The organism is Fictibacillus phosphorivorans (genome assembly GCF_023715845.1).
GTDB lineage: Bacteria > Bacillota > Bacilli > Bacillales > Fictibacillaceae > Fictibacillus > Fictibacillus phosphorivorans_D.
On sequence record NZ_JAMBOR010000018.1, the window covers coordinates 16,109 to 34,187 of the forward strand.

General features: G+C 30.5%; 15 protein-coding genes. 9 read left to right on the forward strand and 6 right to left on the reverse strand.

Features of this window, described 5'->3' with window-relative positions; all coding sequences use genetic code 11:
• Positions 1-11 precede the first annotated feature (11 nt).
• Together M3206_RS13735 and M3206_RS13740 are read left to right on the forward strand one after the other, a co-directional pair.
• The gene (locus M3206_RS13735; protein WP_251313098.1) at positions 12-449 is read left to right on the forward strand and encodes a hypothetical protein; all 438 of its coding nucleotides are present in this window, start codon (positions 12-14) and stop codon (positions 447-449) included.
• 254 nt (positions 450-703) lie between these two features.
• On the forward strand, positions 704-1,024 hold the full coding sequence (locus M3206_RS13740) for a TnsD family Tn7-like transposition protein (RefSeq protein WP_251313099.1): 321 nt from the start codon (positions 704-706) through the stop codon (positions 1,022-1,024).
• 482 nt (positions 1,025-1,506) lie between these two features.
• Here the strand turns inward: M3206_RS13740 and M3206_RS13745 are convergent, their stop codons facing one another.
• Both M3206_RS13745 and M3206_RS13750 read right to left on the reverse strand, forming a co-directional pair.
• On the reverse strand, positions 1,507-2,670 hold the full coding sequence (locus tag M3206_RS13745; protein ID WP_251313100.1) for a ThiF family adenylyltransferase: 1,164 nt from the start codon (positions 2,668-2,670) through the stop codon (positions 1,507-1,509).
• Entirely contained in the window at positions 2,645-2,890 is a 246-nt protein-coding gene (locus M3206_RS13750; protein ID WP_251313101.1) for a hypothetical protein, read from the reverse strand. Before M3206_RS13750 ends, M3206_RS13745 begins: the two co-directional genes overlap by 26 nt.
• Positions 2,891-3,021: 131 nt before the next feature.
• Here M3206_RS13750 and M3206_RS13755 point away from each other — a divergent pair, with 131 nt between their 5' ends.
• Entirely contained in the window at positions 3,022-4,119 is a 1,098-nt protein-coding gene (locus M3206_RS13755) for a helix-turn-helix domain-containing protein (RefSeq protein ID WP_251313102.1), read from the forward strand.
• A gap of 211 nt (positions 4,120-4,330) precedes the next feature.
• On the opposite strand, the gene M3206_RS19105 is transcribed toward M3206_RS13755, so the two are convergent.
• The 4 genes from M3206_RS19105 to M3206_RS13770 form a co-directional block, all read right to left on the reverse strand.
• Positions 4,331-5,638 carry a type ISP restriction/modification enzyme gene (locus M3206_RS19105; protein WP_349774017.1) on the reverse strand — a complete coding sequence of 436 codons (1,308 nt, stop codon included), beginning with the start codon at positions 5,636-5,638 and terminating at the stop codon, positions 4,331-4,333.
• A gap of 34 nt (positions 5,639-5,672) precedes the next feature.
• A complete protein-coding gene (locus tag M3206_RS13760; RefSeq protein ID WP_349774018.1) occupies positions 5,673-9,008 on the reverse strand; it encodes a DEAD/DEAH box helicase family protein in 3,336 nt (1,111 codons plus the stop codon).
• 361 nt (positions 9,009-9,369) lie between these two features.
• Positions 9,370-9,621 carry a hypothetical protein gene (locus M3206_RS13765; RefSeq protein ID WP_251313103.1) on the reverse strand — a complete coding sequence of 84 codons (252 nt, stop codon included), beginning with the start codon at positions 9,619-9,621 and terminating at the stop codon, positions 9,370-9,372.
• 109 nt (positions 9,622-9,730) lie between these two features.
• Positions 9,731-10,045, reverse strand: a complete 315-nt coding sequence (locus tag M3206_RS13770; RefSeq protein ID WP_251313104.1) for a helix-turn-helix domain-containing protein — start codon at positions 10,043-10,045, stop codon at positions 9,731-9,733.
• Positions 10,046-10,268: 223 nt separating this feature from the next.
• On the opposite strand from M3206_RS13770, the gene M3206_RS13775 reads away from it, so the two are divergent.
• The 6 genes from M3206_RS13775 to M3206_RS13800 are packed head-to-tail and all read left to right on the forward strand — an operon-like array spanning position 10,269 to position 17,798.
• A complete protein-coding gene (locus M3206_RS13775; protein WP_251313105.1) occupies positions 10,269-11,006 on the forward strand; it encodes a TnsA endonuclease C-terminal domain-containing protein in 738 nt (245 codons plus the stop codon).
• On the forward strand, positions 10,981-13,050 hold the full coding sequence (locus tag M3206_RS19110; protein WP_251313106.1) for a Mu transposase C-terminal domain-containing protein: 2,070 nt from the start codon (positions 10,981-10,983) through the stop codon (positions 13,048-13,050). The genes M3206_RS13775 and M3206_RS19110 overlap by 26 nt, the downstream gene beginning before the upstream one ends.
• 29 nt (positions 13,051-13,079) lie before the next feature.
• Complete coding sequence (locus tag M3206_RS13785) at positions 13,080-13,958, forward strand: TniB family NTP-binding protein (protein ID WP_251313107.1); 879 nt, start codon at positions 13,080-13,082, stop codon at positions 13,956-13,958.
• Positions 13,959-14,016: 58 nt separating this feature from the next.
• Positions 14,017-15,789, forward strand: a complete 1,773-nt coding sequence (locus M3206_RS13790) for a TniQ family protein (protein WP_251313108.1) — start codon at positions 14,017-14,019, stop codon at positions 15,787-15,789.
• 28 nt (positions 15,790-15,817) lie between these two features.
• Positions 15,818-16,267 (forward strand): TniQ family protein, encoded by a 450-nt coding sequence (locus tag M3206_RS13795; RefSeq protein WP_251313109.1) that lies wholly within the window; start codon positions 15,818-15,820, stop codon positions 16,265-16,267.
• A gap of 10 nt (positions 16,268-16,277) precedes the next feature.
• A complete protein-coding gene (locus M3206_RS13800) occupies positions 16,278-17,798 on the forward strand; it encodes a hypothetical protein (protein WP_251313110.1) in 1,521 nt (506 codons plus the stop codon).
• Positions 17,799-18,079 lie beyond the last annotated feature (281 nt).

An 18,079-nucleotide genomic window follows, 5' to 3' on the forward strand; every position in this document is an offset into this window, starting at 1 on the left:
GAGGTGAAACTATGAAAAACTTTCTAGATGATCTTTCAAGAATCACCAGTATAAAATTAGCAAGAACCACTACTAGACGAAAAGCATTATCAAAAATAGTTGGTAGTGTTGTCGGTGGTGTAGTTGGATTAACATTTTTTGCTGATAAAGCATTTGCAGCAGCATGTGACAAATGTCAAAGCTGGTATGTTGGAAGTTGGTGTGGGTGTTCTCCGCCAAATGGGAAATACTGCTCCGGATGTGGTTCATCTGCATCTTGCCCTTCAGGATATAAATTAAGTAAAGCCTGGGGCTATGCAAGTACCGGTTGTTGGTGCTCAAGTTGTTCTGGCTCTTCTAACTATTATGTTTGCTGTGACTGTACGAAAGGAGCAAGTACAACGACTAAATATACTTCTGACTGTGGATGTAAATCTCTAGTCTCACAATCAGGGTACTGTATTCAATAACTTATACTTAATTATTAATTTAAAAACCCAATCAAGTTTATATTGATTGGGTTTTTTACTTGTTATATTTATATTGTTTTTTGCTGAAGGAAACCTTTTAAAAGATATCGCTAAAGAATTACGAGCGGATAAATCAACAGTAAAAAAAATATGCAGCCGGGTTGCATTTGAAAGTTCCTTGGAAAGCCCCTGTACCAAAAGTTACCAAAAAAAATTAGACCAAACCGATGCATTGTTAACTGTTCAAAGGAAAGATGGATGGAAATTCAACAGAAGTACCCAAGAAATCCAAAACTGAATTACGAGATATCGCACAAGTCGTTTATATGTATCTGTATCGATATGATAAGGAGTGGATTCAAGCTTATTCACCTGCTAAAAGGCACGTACAGCATCAGAATAGACGAGTAGACTGGAAGAAGAGACCGAGAATATTGGGACTAGTCAAAGAAGTAGTTCAAGATTGGGACAAAGAGGCGGTTAAATCAACAAAAATAACCATTAGTTCCATTGCTAGAAAAATGAACAAATTAACTCTGTTTCAGAAAAAGGCGGTTAAGTTGCCAAAAAGATGAAATACATTCAAGAAGTAGCGGAAGACATGCTTTCTTTTCAAAAGAGAAGATGATGAACCGATCAAGGATTGGGAAATTAACAGAGAAGCTGGGCTGGGGACTACGGTTTCTATCGAAGTGAAAAGGTTAATTGGTTTAAGGGTAACGGAGTATGAGTCGCCACAAAACAAAAAACACTACTATTAAGTAGTGTTTTTTCAATGGCGATCGAATGTCCAATCCCCAATATGTACGATATTCAAGCAGTCGGAAAGTCCAACTCCTTGAGTCTCAATAGCTGTAAAAACATGTTAACACGTACGTACATGAATGTCAACAAAGTTTACGAGAAAAAATTAGTCATCGGGAAGTCCAACGCTATTTTTTCCCGCAGGGATATATCCTGTTACTATTATTATTCGCTTACAAAAGAAATATACCTTTTTTATGCGGACGTTAAACCATCTTCGTGATTGGGATCATCAATCCACTCTCTTTTGCGTTTAAGTATAGGAATCTTTTTGAACATCAATTATAAAGGTTGAATTATTAATTGTGTTTTCATATAAATAAAATTCATTCATCTTTTTCCATGCTATTATCCCAAGTGCTGCATTTAAAGCATTTAACTCAGATATTTGAATGTTTTGTGCATATACATCATTATCCGCTGCTGGACCGATTGCTATTTTATTTAATGATGAACTATTCTCTGGTGTTATAAGTGTTTTTCTTATGGTTCCTCTTATTGAATCTCCGACAAGAGTTAATCCCATTCCTAAGTCAACAAATGGAATTTTTGAAGTCATAAGAAATTCTGTGATTGCCTTTTTGGCTTCTGCTTTATCCAATGTTAAAAAAACAAAATCATGTCCTTCTAATAAATTCACATTTGAATCATCAAGAAAAACTTCATATGTTATAATCCCGTCTCGTAATTTTTCATATCTTTTCTCAAAAAAAGATACTTTACTAGGTCTTTCACTTAGTTCTTCTTCACTCATTACACCTGGTATTCTAAAGGCGTTATGATTATACATAAAATCGCCATCAAACAGTGAAATTTGTTTCACCGGAGTTTTGCTGACGAAATCCAACACAAATGAACCTGTGCCACCTAGTCCCACTATAGCAATTTTTTGTCCCTTAAGTTTTTCAGATACATGTGAAAAACCAGCTCTTGCGGTATTTGTATCAGGGTACTTAAATACACTATCTTCGTTGTAACTATTATAATCAAAGTTTTGAGCAGTTACACCTGGATCAATTGATTTTGCTGGGGCTGATAACAAATTAACATACCTCTTAATCTTTATATAGAAATTAGGGTAGCTTCCACTTTCAGGTTTTGATGAAAAATAATAAGTTCCAACAATATCTTGTGTCAGCGGAAAAGTTTGTTGACTGTTAACATAAGAGTTGTCTTCTTTTCCAAATTGGTCACATGGATGTTCACCTGAAAACCTTACTGTGTGATCTTGTTGTAATACAGTTTTTTCTCCTGATAATGTAAAAGGACAAAAAATTGTACCAAATAATATCTTTTTCTCTTTATTTATATAGGGAATTCCTTTTATTACAATATTCTGATTGATTAGAGAAATATTGAAGCCTTCATCTTTTAACTTTTTTAAATCCTCATTATGATCTATTAGTTGAGTCGACATTAATCCTCATTCCTTCCTTTATCTTAATCATGTCTCCAAAAGAATACTCTCGACTGTGCTTTTCACCATCATCATTTTTTAATGTGGACACCAGAGTGTAGGATTTTTGCGAATCATCAAAGCTTCCGTAAGCAAGTACAATTATTTCTTGAAAAGAGTAGTCTCTTTTCTCAACTTGTTTTTCCTCACCATTAATGGTTACTGTAATTAGTTTTTTCATAATTATCTCCCTTTCTTATTATAACGTTTGTTATAAATAAAATAACATTTGTTATAAAGGTTGTCAACATAAAATAACATATGTTATTTTAGTTAATAACAACATGTTAAATAGAGAGGGAATTTAATTTAATGGATGTTAAAGAAAGAATTATTCAAAAACGAAAAGAATTAGGATTAAACCAAACTGAGTTAGCTAAAAGGGCAGGATTAAAACCTCCTGCAATAAGTCAGTATGAATCTGGAGTAAGAAATCCTTCTTATGAAGCGATGCTTAAATTATCTAATGCCTTAGGAGTAAAGGTTGATTACTTAATTTCAGGAATTGAGACTGATAAAGATTATTTACTTGACCCAATGAGCGAGGTCCTTGTTAAGATACTCAGTAAGTTAACAGTCTTTAAGAAAGAAGAAATATTCAATTATATTCTTCTTACTACAGGTCAAAAAAAACACATTGAAGCATTGTCATCAGATCCTAAGCAATATTCCAAATATATTTATGAACAATATTTCGAAAAAAAACTACCTATTGACGTTTTTAAACTAGCAAATAAGTTGGATTTAAAAATCATTTTTGGCGACATAAACAAAGAAGCGGAAGCAATATTATTTAAAAGAAATAATACGATAATTCTAGATTCTGAACTCAAACATAATGCAAGGATTAAATTTGCCGTAACAACTTTAATAGGTCATCTAATAATTCCTTGGCATACTGATGAAATTTACTATTATAGAAAAAAGGGTAAATCAACGCTTTTAACAGATAATACAGAAGAAATGGAGGCTAACTCCTTCACAACTAATTTAATTACCCCTCCAGAAGAACTAGAGAAGGATTTATATGTTTTTAAATCTAAAAAAGCAAGCTTAACTGAACTTAAAGAGTTAGCTGAAGGAAAATATGAAGTATCTTTAACTTCTATATGTAATCGTTTAGTTGAACAATATAATGATCGTTTTGCAGTAGTATTTTCAGATTGTAATAATAAAATAACTAAAACATTTTCAAATAGTATAGAATTAAAAGATATTGGTTCTGATATAGATAAAAGAAGTATGGCATCTGAATTGTTAAAACGTCAAAGCGATGTAGAAGAATTTAAAGAGGATATGGTAAGAGCAACAACTTGGATTGAGAATGCACATGATAATGAATATGTATATGAAAGTTCTGTTTTTAATCCAGAATATAAATCTTTACTTACATTAATAACTAGAATTTAGAAAGTTTCTCATTAATGAAAAGAAAGGCCTTTACAAAAGGTGGAGCATAATTATAAAAATGTCTTTTTAAACAATGATAATGAGTTTGTGCAAACATCTTATATACACTAGTGAAAAAGACTCACCAAATTTGGTGAGTCTTTTATTTAGTTTTAAGAGGGAAATTATTGAGAGGAAGTGCATATTAAAATCCATAAATAACAAAACTTCTTTATTCCTTAATTTCCAAAGGTGGTAAACTATTTACTAAATCAACTGTTTGAACAGATACATTGATAACTGATAACAATAAATTAAAAATATACTTTTCGTCATCAGAATAATCATTTGGGTCATCTGTAATAAATGACTTTTTATCTGTTTTAACTTGATATTGATCAATAATCCATTCAATTGCCGGACGACCATTTATCATATATTGATAGGCTTTTTCAGGTATATTTGTAATGGTAATATCTTCATTAAAAATGATTTTATCAAGAACACCTTTTTTGGGATGTTTCATCTTCTTAACTTTATAAGATGGATTTGCTTTTCCTTCAAATTTTAGTTCTTCATAAGGTGGAACATTCTCATAATTTAAATGTAAATCCGCTAATTTTCGTCCTATTTCAACAAATGGATCCTTATTCTTAAGAACTGGAATACGAGGCAAAGATTTAATTAAATTATTTGCAAACTTTACTCGATAATCTAAAGAATGTAGTATGCCATATACGTAATAAAACATGTCTAACTTATCTAATCCATAAATTAACTTACTATTGTCGGATATATTGAATTTTTCACCGAAAAATTCGCTAACTCCAAATAAATAATATCCTTGAGCTCCAGCATCCATAATATTTAAATCAGGTACTGAATTCGTAATTAAAGTAGAAAAGCCGCGGCGGCTACTTTTTCCAGGGGTTAAAATAATCTGGTTATCATCAGAAAAGAGTTCTTTAAATCTTCCAGGCCGAGCTACTAACTTTTTGTCTAAATATAAATGTTTTTTTGTAAATGGTCGATACTGTGCAGTTAAAATATTCTGCGAATTAAAAGAAATAATTTCTCCTCTAACTAACAGTCTCTTTAATTCATCACTCCAGCTAATTTCCTTTTCATCAAGAGTAATATTAGTTAATTTCTCTTGAGGATTTGAATAATTTTTCGTTCTCTCTACATCTGAATTATAAGTACTAATAAAAGTTTCGAGGTTTTCATATAATTTTTCTTTTGAAAAACTATAAACCCACTTATCACGCTTAGTATTTACGCCTAATTGTCTCTCATAAAAAATGGCTGTTTCATCTTCATTTAGGCTTGGATATTCATCATACTTTTTGTCAGTTTGATTAATCCAGTCATTTTTTTCATCTGGAATTATCCTTTCAAGATTAACACCACTAATCGAATGCCACTCTTTCAGTTTATCAAGTTTATCTTTTCTGCTTAAATATTCTCCAATATCTGCATAGTGTATCTCGTGATCATCACTTCCATCTTTAACTAATATAATAATTGCTACCCCTGCCATTATATCAAAGACGTTTTGACCTTCTTTTTTTGACTCATCTCCTGATTTTGCACGAATAGCTCCCCGTTAAGACGTATATATGATTAAATTCATTAAATAACGAATAACGTACCCCGTCAGTGCTAGTTTTATCAATAAATGAGCTGCCAGTTATAAAGCCAATTACACCCTGTTCACCAATTCTGTCTGTTGCCCATCTGATCGCTTTAATATAACTATCATAGACTGAATGAACGGCAGTTGCTCTTGAAGTTTTTACATAAGTCTCTTCAACTGCTTTATCTAGTACAGGGTAAGATACATTTTCATTATTATCATTTTCACTTCTTTGTCGGGCACTATATGGTGGATTACCGATGATCGCAAAAATTGGATTTTCTTGTTGTTTTTTTAACCTTGAATTGTTTTCATCAAACAATTCATCCATAAATGAATTTTTATGCTCTGTACTCTCAAATGTATCTGTTAAAACGATACCTTCAAACGGTAAATATTTATCTCCTAATATTGCATGGAACGTTTCCTCAATGTTTATAGCAGCAATATAGTAAGAGAGTAAAACTATTTCATTAGCATGAAGTTCTTGAGTATATTTACGGATCAAAGCCTCCTTTTGAATTAAGCCACTTTGCAATAGACGAGTAATGAATGTACCTGTCCCAGTGAACGGATCAAGAATATGAACACCTTCACTTCCTAATGATTTGTTGAAGTGTTTATTCAATACATCATCAACAGAATGAATAATAAAGTCTACTATTTCAATTGGTGTAAATACAATTCCCAATCTGTTTGTCGTTTCTCTAAATCCAACTCTAAAAAATTTGTCATATAATTGAATTATAATTTCCTGCTTTGCCTTTAAATTATCAATTCCTTCTGCTCTGACACGAACACTATCATAAAAGCCTTGCAGCTTTTCTTGTTCCTTAACAAGTCCTTGTTTATCTAAAACATTCAAAATCGAATCCATTGCTTTCGAGACAGGGTTATTGTGAACGAAACTATACGATTCAAATAGAGCTTCAAATACCGGTTTTGTAATTAAATGTTGAGCCAACATTTCAATTGCTTGGTTTTCGGATATTGAGTTATTTATATTGTGACGTAAACTCGCTAAAAATTTCTGAAATTCATTATATGCTTCGCCTTTCTTATCTTCTATCATGACACGAATACGCATCATGTGCTTACGGGCAATTTCAGCTACGTCTTCAGACCATTGTTCCCAATAACGTACATTTCCTACTTTTCTTACAATCTTTCCATATATTGCTCGTTCGAGCTCTGACCAATCTTCATCAGTAAGTGACCATGTTAATTGTTTATCTTGGGGCTCTGGTATTACTAATCCATCTTCAGGTGCATCTCCGACTCCAATAACTTGAATTTGATCTGGTTTCTTTTTGTTCAATTCTAGTTTGTTGATAGTCGCGTCGAAACGTTCATCTAGAGAACGTAAAGCATTTAATACTTCCCAGACCACCCGATATTTTTCGTTATTATCTAAGACTGTGTTAGGATCAACTCCCGCAGGAATTCCAATAGGTAGAATCACGTAACCATAATCTTTCCCAGATACTTTACGCATGACACGTCCTACTGCTTGCGCAATATCAATTTTTGATTTTCGTGGTTTCAAAAACATTACAGCATCTAAGTCAGGAACATCTACACCTTCTGTTAAAAATCTTGCATTTGATAATATTCGGCAGGTTAGATCAGGAACATCAGCTTTTAGCCATGAGATTTTTTCGTTTTTTTGAAGTGCGTTCATTGAGCCGTCAGCATGTTCAATTTCTATTGAGAATATATCTGTTTGGTCATTGACATCATTTATGTACTCATCAACAACTTTTGAGAACATATTAGTAATTAATTTAGAATCGTTAATTGTACCGGTGAACGCAATTGCTCGTTTCATAGGTTCTCCGAGAGTTTCATCTGAATGACTTTTCCTTTTTACTAGGCCATTCCAACAACCAATAATTTTTGTTACGTCATCAAATTCTAATTCAGACTCACGGGCTAACATTTGTTGGAACCTACGAGCAATAACTTCTTCATCTACGGCAAGAACCATTACTTTATAGTCTGTTAAAATATTTTTACGAATCGCATCGCCAAATCCAATTCGATAAAATTCTTCCCCGTAAATTTCAGTATCGCTCATGTCAGCAATTAAAACTGACTTTTCTTCAGCTTTCTTTTTTGCATCTTCACCATATACTCGAGGTGTTGCAGTTTGATATAAGCGTTTAGTAGCTTTGATATTATTATTACTATGAACTTTGGTGAAAGCACTTGCTTCTTCTCCATTTTCAGTTGCCCCAGTAGTACGATGGGCTTCGTCACAAATTATCAAATCAAAATGATAGAAACCGTTCTTTTGAGCCTCAACCACTACATCAATTGACTGATAAGTTGAAAAAACAGTCAAAAAGTTTCCCTGTAAATCACTATTTTCAATTTGAATCTGATAATCCAATAGTTTTTGAAAATTTGTAGTCGCAGGATAACCTAAATCTGCAGCTGCAATGTCTTCCAATTCATTATTACCTTTTTCTTTCGTAACCTTTCTGTCAGAACACACTGCTATGGAATCTATGTTAAAATTTGTATCAGCATTCCAACTGCGTAAGGTTTGTGATAATAATTGAATGCTCGGCACCAAGTACAAAACTCTAAAGACATTGTTTTTCTCAGCTGCCATTTTCTCAGCAATAGCCATTGATGTATAAGTTTTTCCTGTACCAGGAGCCATAATTAATTTTCCGCGATCTGTATTTTTAAATCCATCTATTACAGATTCAATAGCCGGAATTTGATGTGGTCGAGGAGTTTTCTTGTCTTGAAGCTTCACATTTCTAGGGTTATTAAAAGAATATGCAGACCAATCAATTTTACTTTCCTGCAAGTCAGATAATGATATACGCACAATTGTTTTATTACGGAATTTAAGAGCATCATCTGCATTATTACTCCATTTATCAGTAGTAGTTATAATAATGCCCTCAGAATAGTAATTCTTTCCCACTTCATTTAAAAATGAATCAATATGCTCTTTTCGAATTACTGTATCTTTAGAGTAATACTTACATTGTATAGCAACTAATTCCCCAGTTTCGCGTTTTCTAGCTACTAAATCAACACCCGTATCCCTTTTTGGAATATGATATTCGGTAGGAACTTCGTTTAACTTCCAAACCTTATCAAATAAACGAGCATACATTGGTTCTTTTTCTAAGTAAGCAGAGACTAATAACTCAAATAGTGTTCCTCTATTACGTTGTTCATGCTTTTTAGCATCAATCTCTTTTATTAAAGCGACAAAACTTTTATGATTTTTTTGCTCCAAATCCTTCACCATCTTTCATATTTCTCCAATGTTAATTATATCAAACGGATTCTTTTTTTGATTGAATATATATATATTTCTGCAGTTGATTTAAAAAGTTGATCAAAAAACAGACATTGCTAAAGAGCAATGTCTGCTTCAATTTGATATAAGAGATGTTATTAGTTTGAAAAACCAAATGCATTGCGGTTTTTAGCAGGAAAAAGGCATCTTAATTGAACACTTAACCAAGTATTAAAATGGTGAATTATTATTTGTTAATTTACATTTATATCGACAATTTTCAATAATGTCTTGTATTCGTTTAGGTTGAAATTAATCGCTATAAAAATTTTCACATAAATAAATACAGGATTGAATTTTTTAATATAAATTAGAAGCAGCTACTTTCATCGATTTCAGCAAAATTCTTATTTGTTAATAACGGTAATTCCTTTTGATCAATTTCCCTTAAAAAACCATAATCAATATTTGAGGTAATTAATGTCCATTTATTAGTAGATAAAAATCCATTAGAATATTTATCAATGCACTTTTCCACGTAATCTGTTGATTGTCCTTTTAAATAACATTCATGAACATGATCATTACTTGCATCCCCAGTATATAAAACGAAATATTTCACCGTATCCCTCCTTTTTTTATATTTCGACAAAAAACAAATCATTCCTGTAAAAAGTTGGAATTTAATAAAACACCTAGTAAAAAATCTCGCTAAAACGCGAGATTTTTTACTAGGTGTTTTGTATTTTAATATCGATAATTTTTTGTACTTCTTCTTGATCTTTAATAGACAATTGGTTAAATGTTGTCAATAACTTTTTATTCTTATTATCAATGAGTTTACTTTGGTTCCCTAAAAGTATCCAATCTGTTGATACGCTGAAATTAATACTAGTAGATATTACTGTATCAACAGAAGGCCTAGTTTTACCTTTTTCAATATCACTAAGAGAACTCTGTTTAATACCAATTTTAAAAGCAAACTCTTTTTGATTGAGTCTATTCACCTCCCTTAATTCCTTATAGCGTAGTGCGATATCGCACATACAAACACCCTTTCTCAAACTTTTTTAATGCGCCCCTATATTTAACTCCTACAGGTGTTAAATATATTAAAAATTATAGCTGTTTTTATATTATCAGTAAATTTTATCAATAGTTAGAGTAGGGACTTTGTGCTATAAAGAATTATTACTTTTTACACATTGAATAATATAGATAAATCTATACATAATATAGATATAACTATAATAATAAAGGAGTTAAAGCATGAAAAATTCAAGTTATCCTCCCGTTCGGAAAGTGAATAACAAACAAAGTAGAAGTGTCCCCCACATTGTTGGGTCGTTTTATAGTAGTAAAATGAAAAACGTTATTCACTATGAATCTTTAAGTGAATGTTATTTTTATTTTTTTCTAGACTTAAATCCCAATGTTCAAGCTTTTTATCCTCAGCCAGTAGAGATTAAAATTCCAACAAAAAACAAAGAGGGAGAAAGTGGGTTTTGGCTACATGTTCCGGATGTTTTAGTAAGATGGGAAGATCAAACATATCCAACGTTATTTCAGGTTAAATATGAAATTTTGGAAGATAAAAGACAAGTGTTAATTAATAAATACTGTGAATTGTATTCCGCAAAACAAAATTGGAACTATAAAGTTGTTGATATTGTAAACATCCCTAAAGTCATTATGAAAAATATAAAGTTTTTACACAGTAATCGTAAAGAAAGAAGCTATTTTAAGAGTCTTGTAGGCGACATCATTAGCAAAGTAAATTCCGAAGGTGTGATAACAATAGAAAATTTACTAAATATGTTAGAAGATAGCCATGAAAAATTAATGGCATTACCTGCTATATATTATTTAATAGCAAATGGGTCTCTTTTGGTGGATCTAAAAAAGTTAATTAATAGGGAAAGTGAAGTTGCGATTGGATCAATTATGGAGCAACTAAATATTTTAGAGGAGAATAGATATAGTGAAAATTACGAGTTTGAAAATTAATTCAGAAATCGAATATTTCGGTCTCAAGTTCATTATACTCGCTCTAAACCCTCCCAATATTACCATATTTCAAAAGGATGGTAAGACTGATCCAATAATTATTAATTACTATGATTTAATAACAAATGAGTCTTTTATCCCTAGCAATCATATTTTGAATACTATCGAAAAAGATAATGAGAATTATTATTCTATTTTAGATAACCTTAATGAAAACAAAAGAGAAAAAGTATCTAAACGGTTCTTGATTATTCGTCCCTTATTAGTATTCGAAAAGTTAAAGTCTGGTGATTTTACAGCATATGTAGAGTTTATAAATAATTATAAACATTTGTTAGATGAGAATAATGATGTTGAATATTTGAATCAAGAGCAGCTGCTTACAAAATTAGAAAGCCATTTTGGGATATCAAAAAGGAGTATTCAGCGGTATTTATCAAATTATAAAAAGATGGACGCGATAAAACCAAATAAAGGTGAGGAAGGTTTAATATCTCAAGGGGGGGAAGGGTATAAATATCGTACGGATAACAAAGTGATTGATCTCTGCCATCCTAATAAACCAGACTTAATCTTACATACTCTTCATACTCGTCTCGACGAAAAATATGTCTCTATTATTAAATCGGTAATTGAAAAAGAGTATCTAAACACCCATAAAATTAGCAAAAGAAAAATATATGATCTAATTGCCATTCAATGTTTACAAATGAAGCTTAAAATCCCTAAAGAAATTACAATTTATAAACTGTTGAACAGAATTCCTTCTAAAATAGTTGAAAGAATGAGATATGGAACAAAAGCTGGACAAAAGTACGAGGATGTCATAAGAGGATATGCAAATGAAGAAGCCTTATTTCCACTCCACGTAGTAGAAATTGATCATACTAAGTTAGATATAGATGTACTAGATGAAAAAGGAAATGTAACCGGACGACCCTGGATCACTTTAGGTATTGATCTTTATACAAGAATGGTATGGTGCTTACATATTTCTTTTGAGCCACCATCTGCAAATAAAGTAAGAAAAGCAATTCAACAAGGGGTACTTTTTAAGGGCACAAAAGAGAAATATAATACTTTAAAGGAATGGGATTTATTTGGAATTCCCAAAAGTATAGTATTTGATAATGGTACAGAATTTAATAATGCAGAGGTTAAAAGAATAGTAGATGAAGTGCTTAAATCAAATATACGTTTTAGACCAATTGCAACTCCTAGATATGGTGGTACAATCGAAAGGCTTTTCAGAACAATAAATATGAAATTAATCCATCAATTAAAAGGTACTAGAAAAAGTAATATTGAGGACTTAGGCGAGTATGACGCTGAATCAAATGCACTTCTGACGTTAGAGGATATCACTGAGATATTAACAAGATACATTACAGATGTTTATCATTTCGAGGAACATAGAGGTCTTCCTCTAGAATCTAATACACCTATAGTCCGTTATTATGAGGGGTTACAGCTAAGCGGTTATCCAGAATTTGTATTAGAAGATGAGAAGGAAGAATTTAAAATTGAATTGTTGCCGACAGTTTTAAAACCATACACAAGAGATGGAGTTAGATTAGACAACCGTTTATATAGAAAAAGTGAATTGTCTCTGTTGATTAATAAGAGAGAGATTAAATATAAAGTGAAATATGATATCGATGATATTTCTTATATTTATATTCAACTTCCTGATTCAAGTGAGTATGTAAAGGTATTTTGCTATTCTCCGTCTGCTGATGTATTGAAGGGTATAAATCAATATACATACAAACTTTTACTTAAATCACTAGCAGAAGAAGGTCGTAATAAGAGAAATAAAATAGTCTCTGAAGAAGATCTCTTATATGCGAAGGCAGCATTACAAGAAGTGATAAATAAAAAATACAAACTTAATCGTGGCGTTAGGCAACAAGCAAAAAGAATGAATTTAGACATTGATGTAAAGATACCAACAGTTAACGTTTCAGCCAAAGAAGAAGCATCTATTGATTTATTATTGGAAGAAGCTATGAAAGCATACGAAGATCAACTAATGAATGAGTAAATAAATATATATATATGGAGGAAAGTTTTATGAATCCCCACAAAGAGTTTGCTCAAAGAGTAAAGAATATCCAAGTGCTGCACCCACAAATGGAGTCAATTTTTAAAATAATGGACTCTCATATGAAGAGACCAGGAAAGACAAGACATTTATTTGTTACAGGCTCATCTAATATTGGTAAGACAAAACTGGCTGAGATATATCTAAAAAAATATCCAGAGTATGTTATTACTGAACCTGACGAAACAGAAATAACAGTAAAACATGTAATCTATATGGAAACCCCACATCCTTTTACGCTTATGGAATTTTATCATGAGTTATTAGATGCTTTGGGATCACCTAGATTAAAAGGAGTACCTAAAATAAATGATTTAAAAACCAGGGCATATTATTTAATGAAAAGACAAGAAGTAAAGATGGTAATTATTGATGAAGTGAATAATATTTTGACATCAGGATTTAACGCTAGTAAAGCCATGGATACAATTAAACAAATGGCCAATAAAACTAAGGTCACTCTTGTTCTTATGGGAACTCCTGAAGCAATAAAGTTAAGAGAATTAGATGACCAATATAAGTCAAGATACAGACCTAAATCATTAAATCGTTTTGAGAAGTGTGACGATGAGTTTTGTAGACTATTAGAAGAAATAGAGACATATTTGGCACCACCCCAAAGAATTGGACTTGGAGATTTGAACTTAAAGTATCCACAACTACTACATTTGTTTTGTAAAGGTAAACTAGGGTTCTTGATTCCTATAATCCAAGAAGCATACGATATTCTGGGACTTTTTAATGAAGAGTGTAATGATATTTCCAACTTAAGGTTAAGTCCAAAAGTAATAAAAGAAGCATTTGAAATAATTCAGGGAGATAAGTTTGATGATAATTTAACTTTTTAAGAAATCTTCTCCGTTTGTTTGGAAAGAATTAATAAAAAACAAACGGAGAGTGGTAATTTTGTTTGAGTTACCTATAAAGGTTAATCCTTTTTCAGATGAATCACTTTTAAGTTATTTGATGAGAGTTTCTAAGGGTAACCATATTAACCTCATATCTTTTTTAAATAATGAAGTGGGTGTGGTTAAAAACATCCAAGCAAGTGAACTAAGGGTAATTAATATTAATCCAACAATAATGATTGATATTGAAAAATGGAAAAAGTTTAGTAGACAAAGTAGTGATCCATTAAGGATGACTTTTTATTATGGATTAGTAAATTTCACTCCAAATAATGATCTAACTCACTCAAGGTTTTTTTCTAGTATTTTCACAGATACCTTGAAATTTTGTCCTCTATGCCTTAAAGATCAAAAGTATTATCGTCTACTTTGGGAGATAGATGAAATGAATATCTGTTTAAAGCATCAAATAGCTTTAAATAACCAATGTGATAAATGTGTTAATTCAATTGATAAAAAGGTAGTTCATAAAATTGGATTTTGTCCACATTGTAATGCAGATTTATCAAAACAAAAAGTAAACCTTATGGAGTCAAACATAAAAAAGCAAATGTGGATATATCACTTTTTTAAGGTGCTGCTTGAAGAACAATTAATTTATTTAAGCCCTGAAAAAGTAGCTTTGAAGCTATTATTTCTAATGAATGGATTTGAAACAAAATTTAATCGTACCTATATTAAAAATAAGATTTCAAAAAATAAATTAGCAAACTTATTACAAGTTAGCAGAAACTCTTTAAGTCAGAAAAGAATTGTTCATCTTCAAACACTTATAGATATACTTTACACTCATAACATCACTATAAATGAATTTATCAATATGAAAGTGCCTAAAGAGTTCATTAACACGATACTATGTGAAAAGGTTCCTAAATATAAAAAGAATCATTGTCTAGCGCAATGGTGTGAATTTTATAAGAAGGAAGGTTCGCTGGTTAAAACAGGAGTTTCATTGAGAAGACAAACAAATGGTGAAGTCCTTAAATACTATATGTTTTGTTCTTCATGTGGTTGTGAATACGCCTTTAACGCGATGAATGAGCTTGTAGAACGAACAAATTTCATAAGTATATATAAAAAAATTAAAATGGTTTCAAATAAAGAGTACAGCTTTTCTCAGTTAAGTGATCTACTTAATCTTACACGTGAAAAGTTGAGAAGAGTGATGGCATTTTTCCGAACAAGAATTCCTCTTAATTGTGACCCAATCCCATCTATAGAGATTAAAAAAAACCAGTTAGATATGTTTATAAAATTAGTAAGTAAAGGAAGCCAAATTAAAGACATACAGACAATGAAATGTTGGAGTAGTTATGATGAATTTCTAACATATCGATATCATATTCAAGCCATTTGTTCATCTTTTGAATATGATAAACCAAAAGAATATATAAGCGAAAAAGAATTTGATAAAAAAGAGACTTTAATTATTTTGTTAAATGAAATGTATGAGTTAGATAACGATATTACCTTATCTAATATTTGTAAGGAACTAAAGGTGAGTACTGAGACACTCAGAAATTGGGGATTTAAGGAGATAATTAAAGAATTCAAAGATAAACAAAAAAATTATCGAATGGAAAAATTAAAAGAAGAAATTTACAGTAAGGTTGATAAATATTTCGAAATAACCCCAGAACCAGAAATCACTTCAAAGAGTTTGTATCAGTACATTAATATTAGCAGGTCTATACTTTGGAGAAAAAATCCGCAATTGACAAACTATATATCTTACAAGTTAGATACTCAAAAACATGCCCTTCAGCATTAAAATAATTAAAGTCATAAAGGAAGGTCAAATGTTTACTATTCGAATTAAACCTAAGGTAGGAGAAAGTTTAACAAGCTATTTATATAGATTAACAAGTGAGAATAAAACAAATTTAATTAATCTAGCAAATACTGTTGTATTACCTGGAAAAAAACGTTCAAGTAAGTTTTCAATTATTAACTTAGATTTATCTATAAAAAATAATTATAATATCGAGATCTTAGCTGACCTTACAGGTTTATCAATTGAAAGCTTATTGTCGCTGACTATTGTTCCTTATCATACAAAATTCGATCTGTTTATAAATATGTTAAATAAGGAATTTGAGACTGCTGTGAGAAAAGTGTGTCCTCTTTGCATAAGTAAAGAGAAATATTTTAAATTGATTTGGCAAGTGAAAGAAATTGATATATGTAATGAACATTTAGTGAAGCTACAGAAAAGATGTGGAAAATGCGGTATAGAATTTCAATACTGAAAAAGATCTAATGCTAAATCAAATTTGCGGAAAATGTAAAAACTCCATAAAAAATATTAATAAGGAAGAGTTATTGTCCCACGAGAAAATTGAAGAACAAAAAAGAATTTACAATGATTGGTCATTTTTATTATCTCAACAAGTAGAACCTCTAAAAATTAGTGGGTATTCGATTGAAGATTCATTAGTAATTAAATATTTATATTTTATACATCAACAAAAACAAACAGAATATATCCCAATTCCTTTTTTTCGAGATTTTTATAATAACCTAATAGCAAGTATTAGGAAAGGTAACAAGTTTAAAAAAAATCGAAATCTAACACCAATAAATTTATTTAGAACACTAAGATATTTTAACGTCGAACTTCAAGATTTTTATAAGCTGCAAGTACCTTCAAGTTTTATCGAGAAAATTAAGGAAAAAACTATTGATGAATCAGGAGATTGTTTAGCTCCATGGTGTGAAGGATTTGGTAAAAATGGAACTTTAAAAAAGGCAGAGATGGGCAGAGTATCTAATTATAAACGTGTAAGTATATGCGAAAAATGTAATTTAATGTACGGTTATAATAAAAAAAATAATACTTGGGAAAACATTGATAAAATAATTCAAGACTATAAAGTTTCTTCACAAAACCTTTATGGTATTAAAAAACTAGACGATTTTTATAAATGTAATAACTTACTAAGTGATTTTAGAATGAACTTTCTTATTGGGTATTTATTAAATCATTCACTAATAAATATAATGGAAATAAATGAATTTAAAAGAAATTTACATCAAAAACAAGTGCAATTAAAAAAGCTTATTTTCAAAACTAAATCTGTTCCGTATTTAAGATCAATGGCAAGGGAACAGTACGGTTGGAATGATATTAATTTTTTTTTCGTTTATCATACTACTGAAATTCAACGGTATCTTTTTTTTGATCTTAAACGTGATAGGAAAATAAATAAAAGTAAAGAACTGAAAATAATTTTGAAAAAAAGAGTAGAATCATTTCTCGATGATATATTAAAGAAAAACCGGCTCTTAACTTTGGAAATGGTTGCCCAAGGAATAGATATTAATGTAAAAACGTTAAGAAAATATGGGTTAAATGAAATAGTAGTAAATGCAATTAATCAACAAAAAGGCGAACAACTATTAGAAGAAAAGGCTAAGTTTAAAATTATAATAAATGATTATATTAAAAATTGTATTGAGGATAATTTAAGACCTAATAGTAGAGTAATTTATAAACTCTTAGGTACAACTTACATCACTATGAAGAAAAACCACCCTGACATATGTGATTTAATTAAAACAAATTTTAATATGACTAATGGAATATTACATACTAATATGCTAAATGAGTATAAGATAAAATACAAAGTAGCAATTTCAAAAATTATAAACGAAGGTAACTTCAAACTGGCTTATTCAAGAATTAATAAGGAAGCTCAATTAGGTGTGGATTATTTACGTAGATACCCTGAACTTAGAGTTTTTGTTGATACAGAAATCAAGAATTGCTTGAAACAATAAATATAAAACCTTTCTAAAATAGGAGGTAGAAATAATGAGTAAATTTAAAAGCTTTGATAACGGCAAAGTTGTATTAATTTCCTCTGAGCCATCTAATACTATAAGCCGTTACACCAATGAAAAAGGTTAAACAAACCAGCGAGTTAGTATTAAAAAAACTTGCTGAAATTGAAGCTATGAGATTAAAAAAATAAGCAAACATTTTTGATGAAAGAACGAAAAATGACAAAAAGAGTTATAATACGGGGTAAATACGACAATATAAGATATAAGATGTGTTA

What these genes read in the sequence shown, in the direction of transcription:
- M3206_RS13735 (WP_251313098.1), top strand. Translation starts at nt 12, where the DNA reads ATGAAAAACTTTCTAGATGATCTTTCAAGAATCACCAGTATAAAATTA.
- M3206_RS13740 (WP_251313099.1), top strand. Translation starts at nt 704, where the DNA reads ATGGATGGAAATTCAACAGAAGTACCCAAGAAATCCAAAACTGAATTA.
- M3206_RS13745 (WP_251313100.1), bottom strand. Translation starts at nt 2,670, where the DNA reads ATGTCGACTCAACTAATAGATCATAATGAGGATTTAAAAAAGTTAAAA.
- M3206_RS13750 (WP_251313101.1), bottom strand. Translation starts at nt 2,890, where the DNA reads ATGAAAAAACTAATTACAGTAACCATTAATGGTGAGGAAAAACAAGTT.
- M3206_RS13755 (WP_251313102.1), top strand. Translation starts at nt 3,022, where the DNA reads ATGGATGTTAAAGAAAGAATTATTCAAAAACGAAAAGAATTAGGATTA.
- M3206_RS19105 (WP_349774017.1), bottom strand. Translation starts at nt 5,638, where the DNA reads ATGGCAGGGGTAGCAATTATTATATTAGTTAAAGATGGAAGTGATGAT.
- M3206_RS13760 (WP_349774018.1), bottom strand. Translation starts at nt 9,008, where the DNA reads ATGGTGAAGGATTTGGAGCAAAAAAATCATAAAAGTTTTGTCGCTTTA.
- M3206_RS13770 (WP_251313104.1), bottom strand. Translation starts at nt 10,045, where the DNA reads ATGTGCGATATCGCACTACGCTATAAGGAATTAAGGGAGGTGAATAGA.
- M3206_RS13775 (WP_251313105.1), top strand. Translation starts at nt 10,269, where the DNA reads ATGAAAAATTCAAGTTATCCTCCCGTTCGGAAAGTGAATAACAAACAA.
- M3206_RS13785 (WP_251313107.1), top strand. Translation starts at nt 13,080, where the DNA reads ATGAATCCCCACAAAGAGTTTGCTCAAAGAGTAAAGAATATCCAAGTG.
- M3206_RS13795 (WP_251313109.1), top strand. Translation starts at nt 15,818, where the DNA reads ATGTTTACTATTCGAATTAAACCTAAGGTAGGAGAAAGTTTAACAAGC.
- M3206_RS13800 (WP_251313110.1), top strand. Translation starts at nt 16,278, where the DNA reads ATGCTAAATCAAATTTGCGGAAAATGTAAAAACTCCATAAAAAATATT.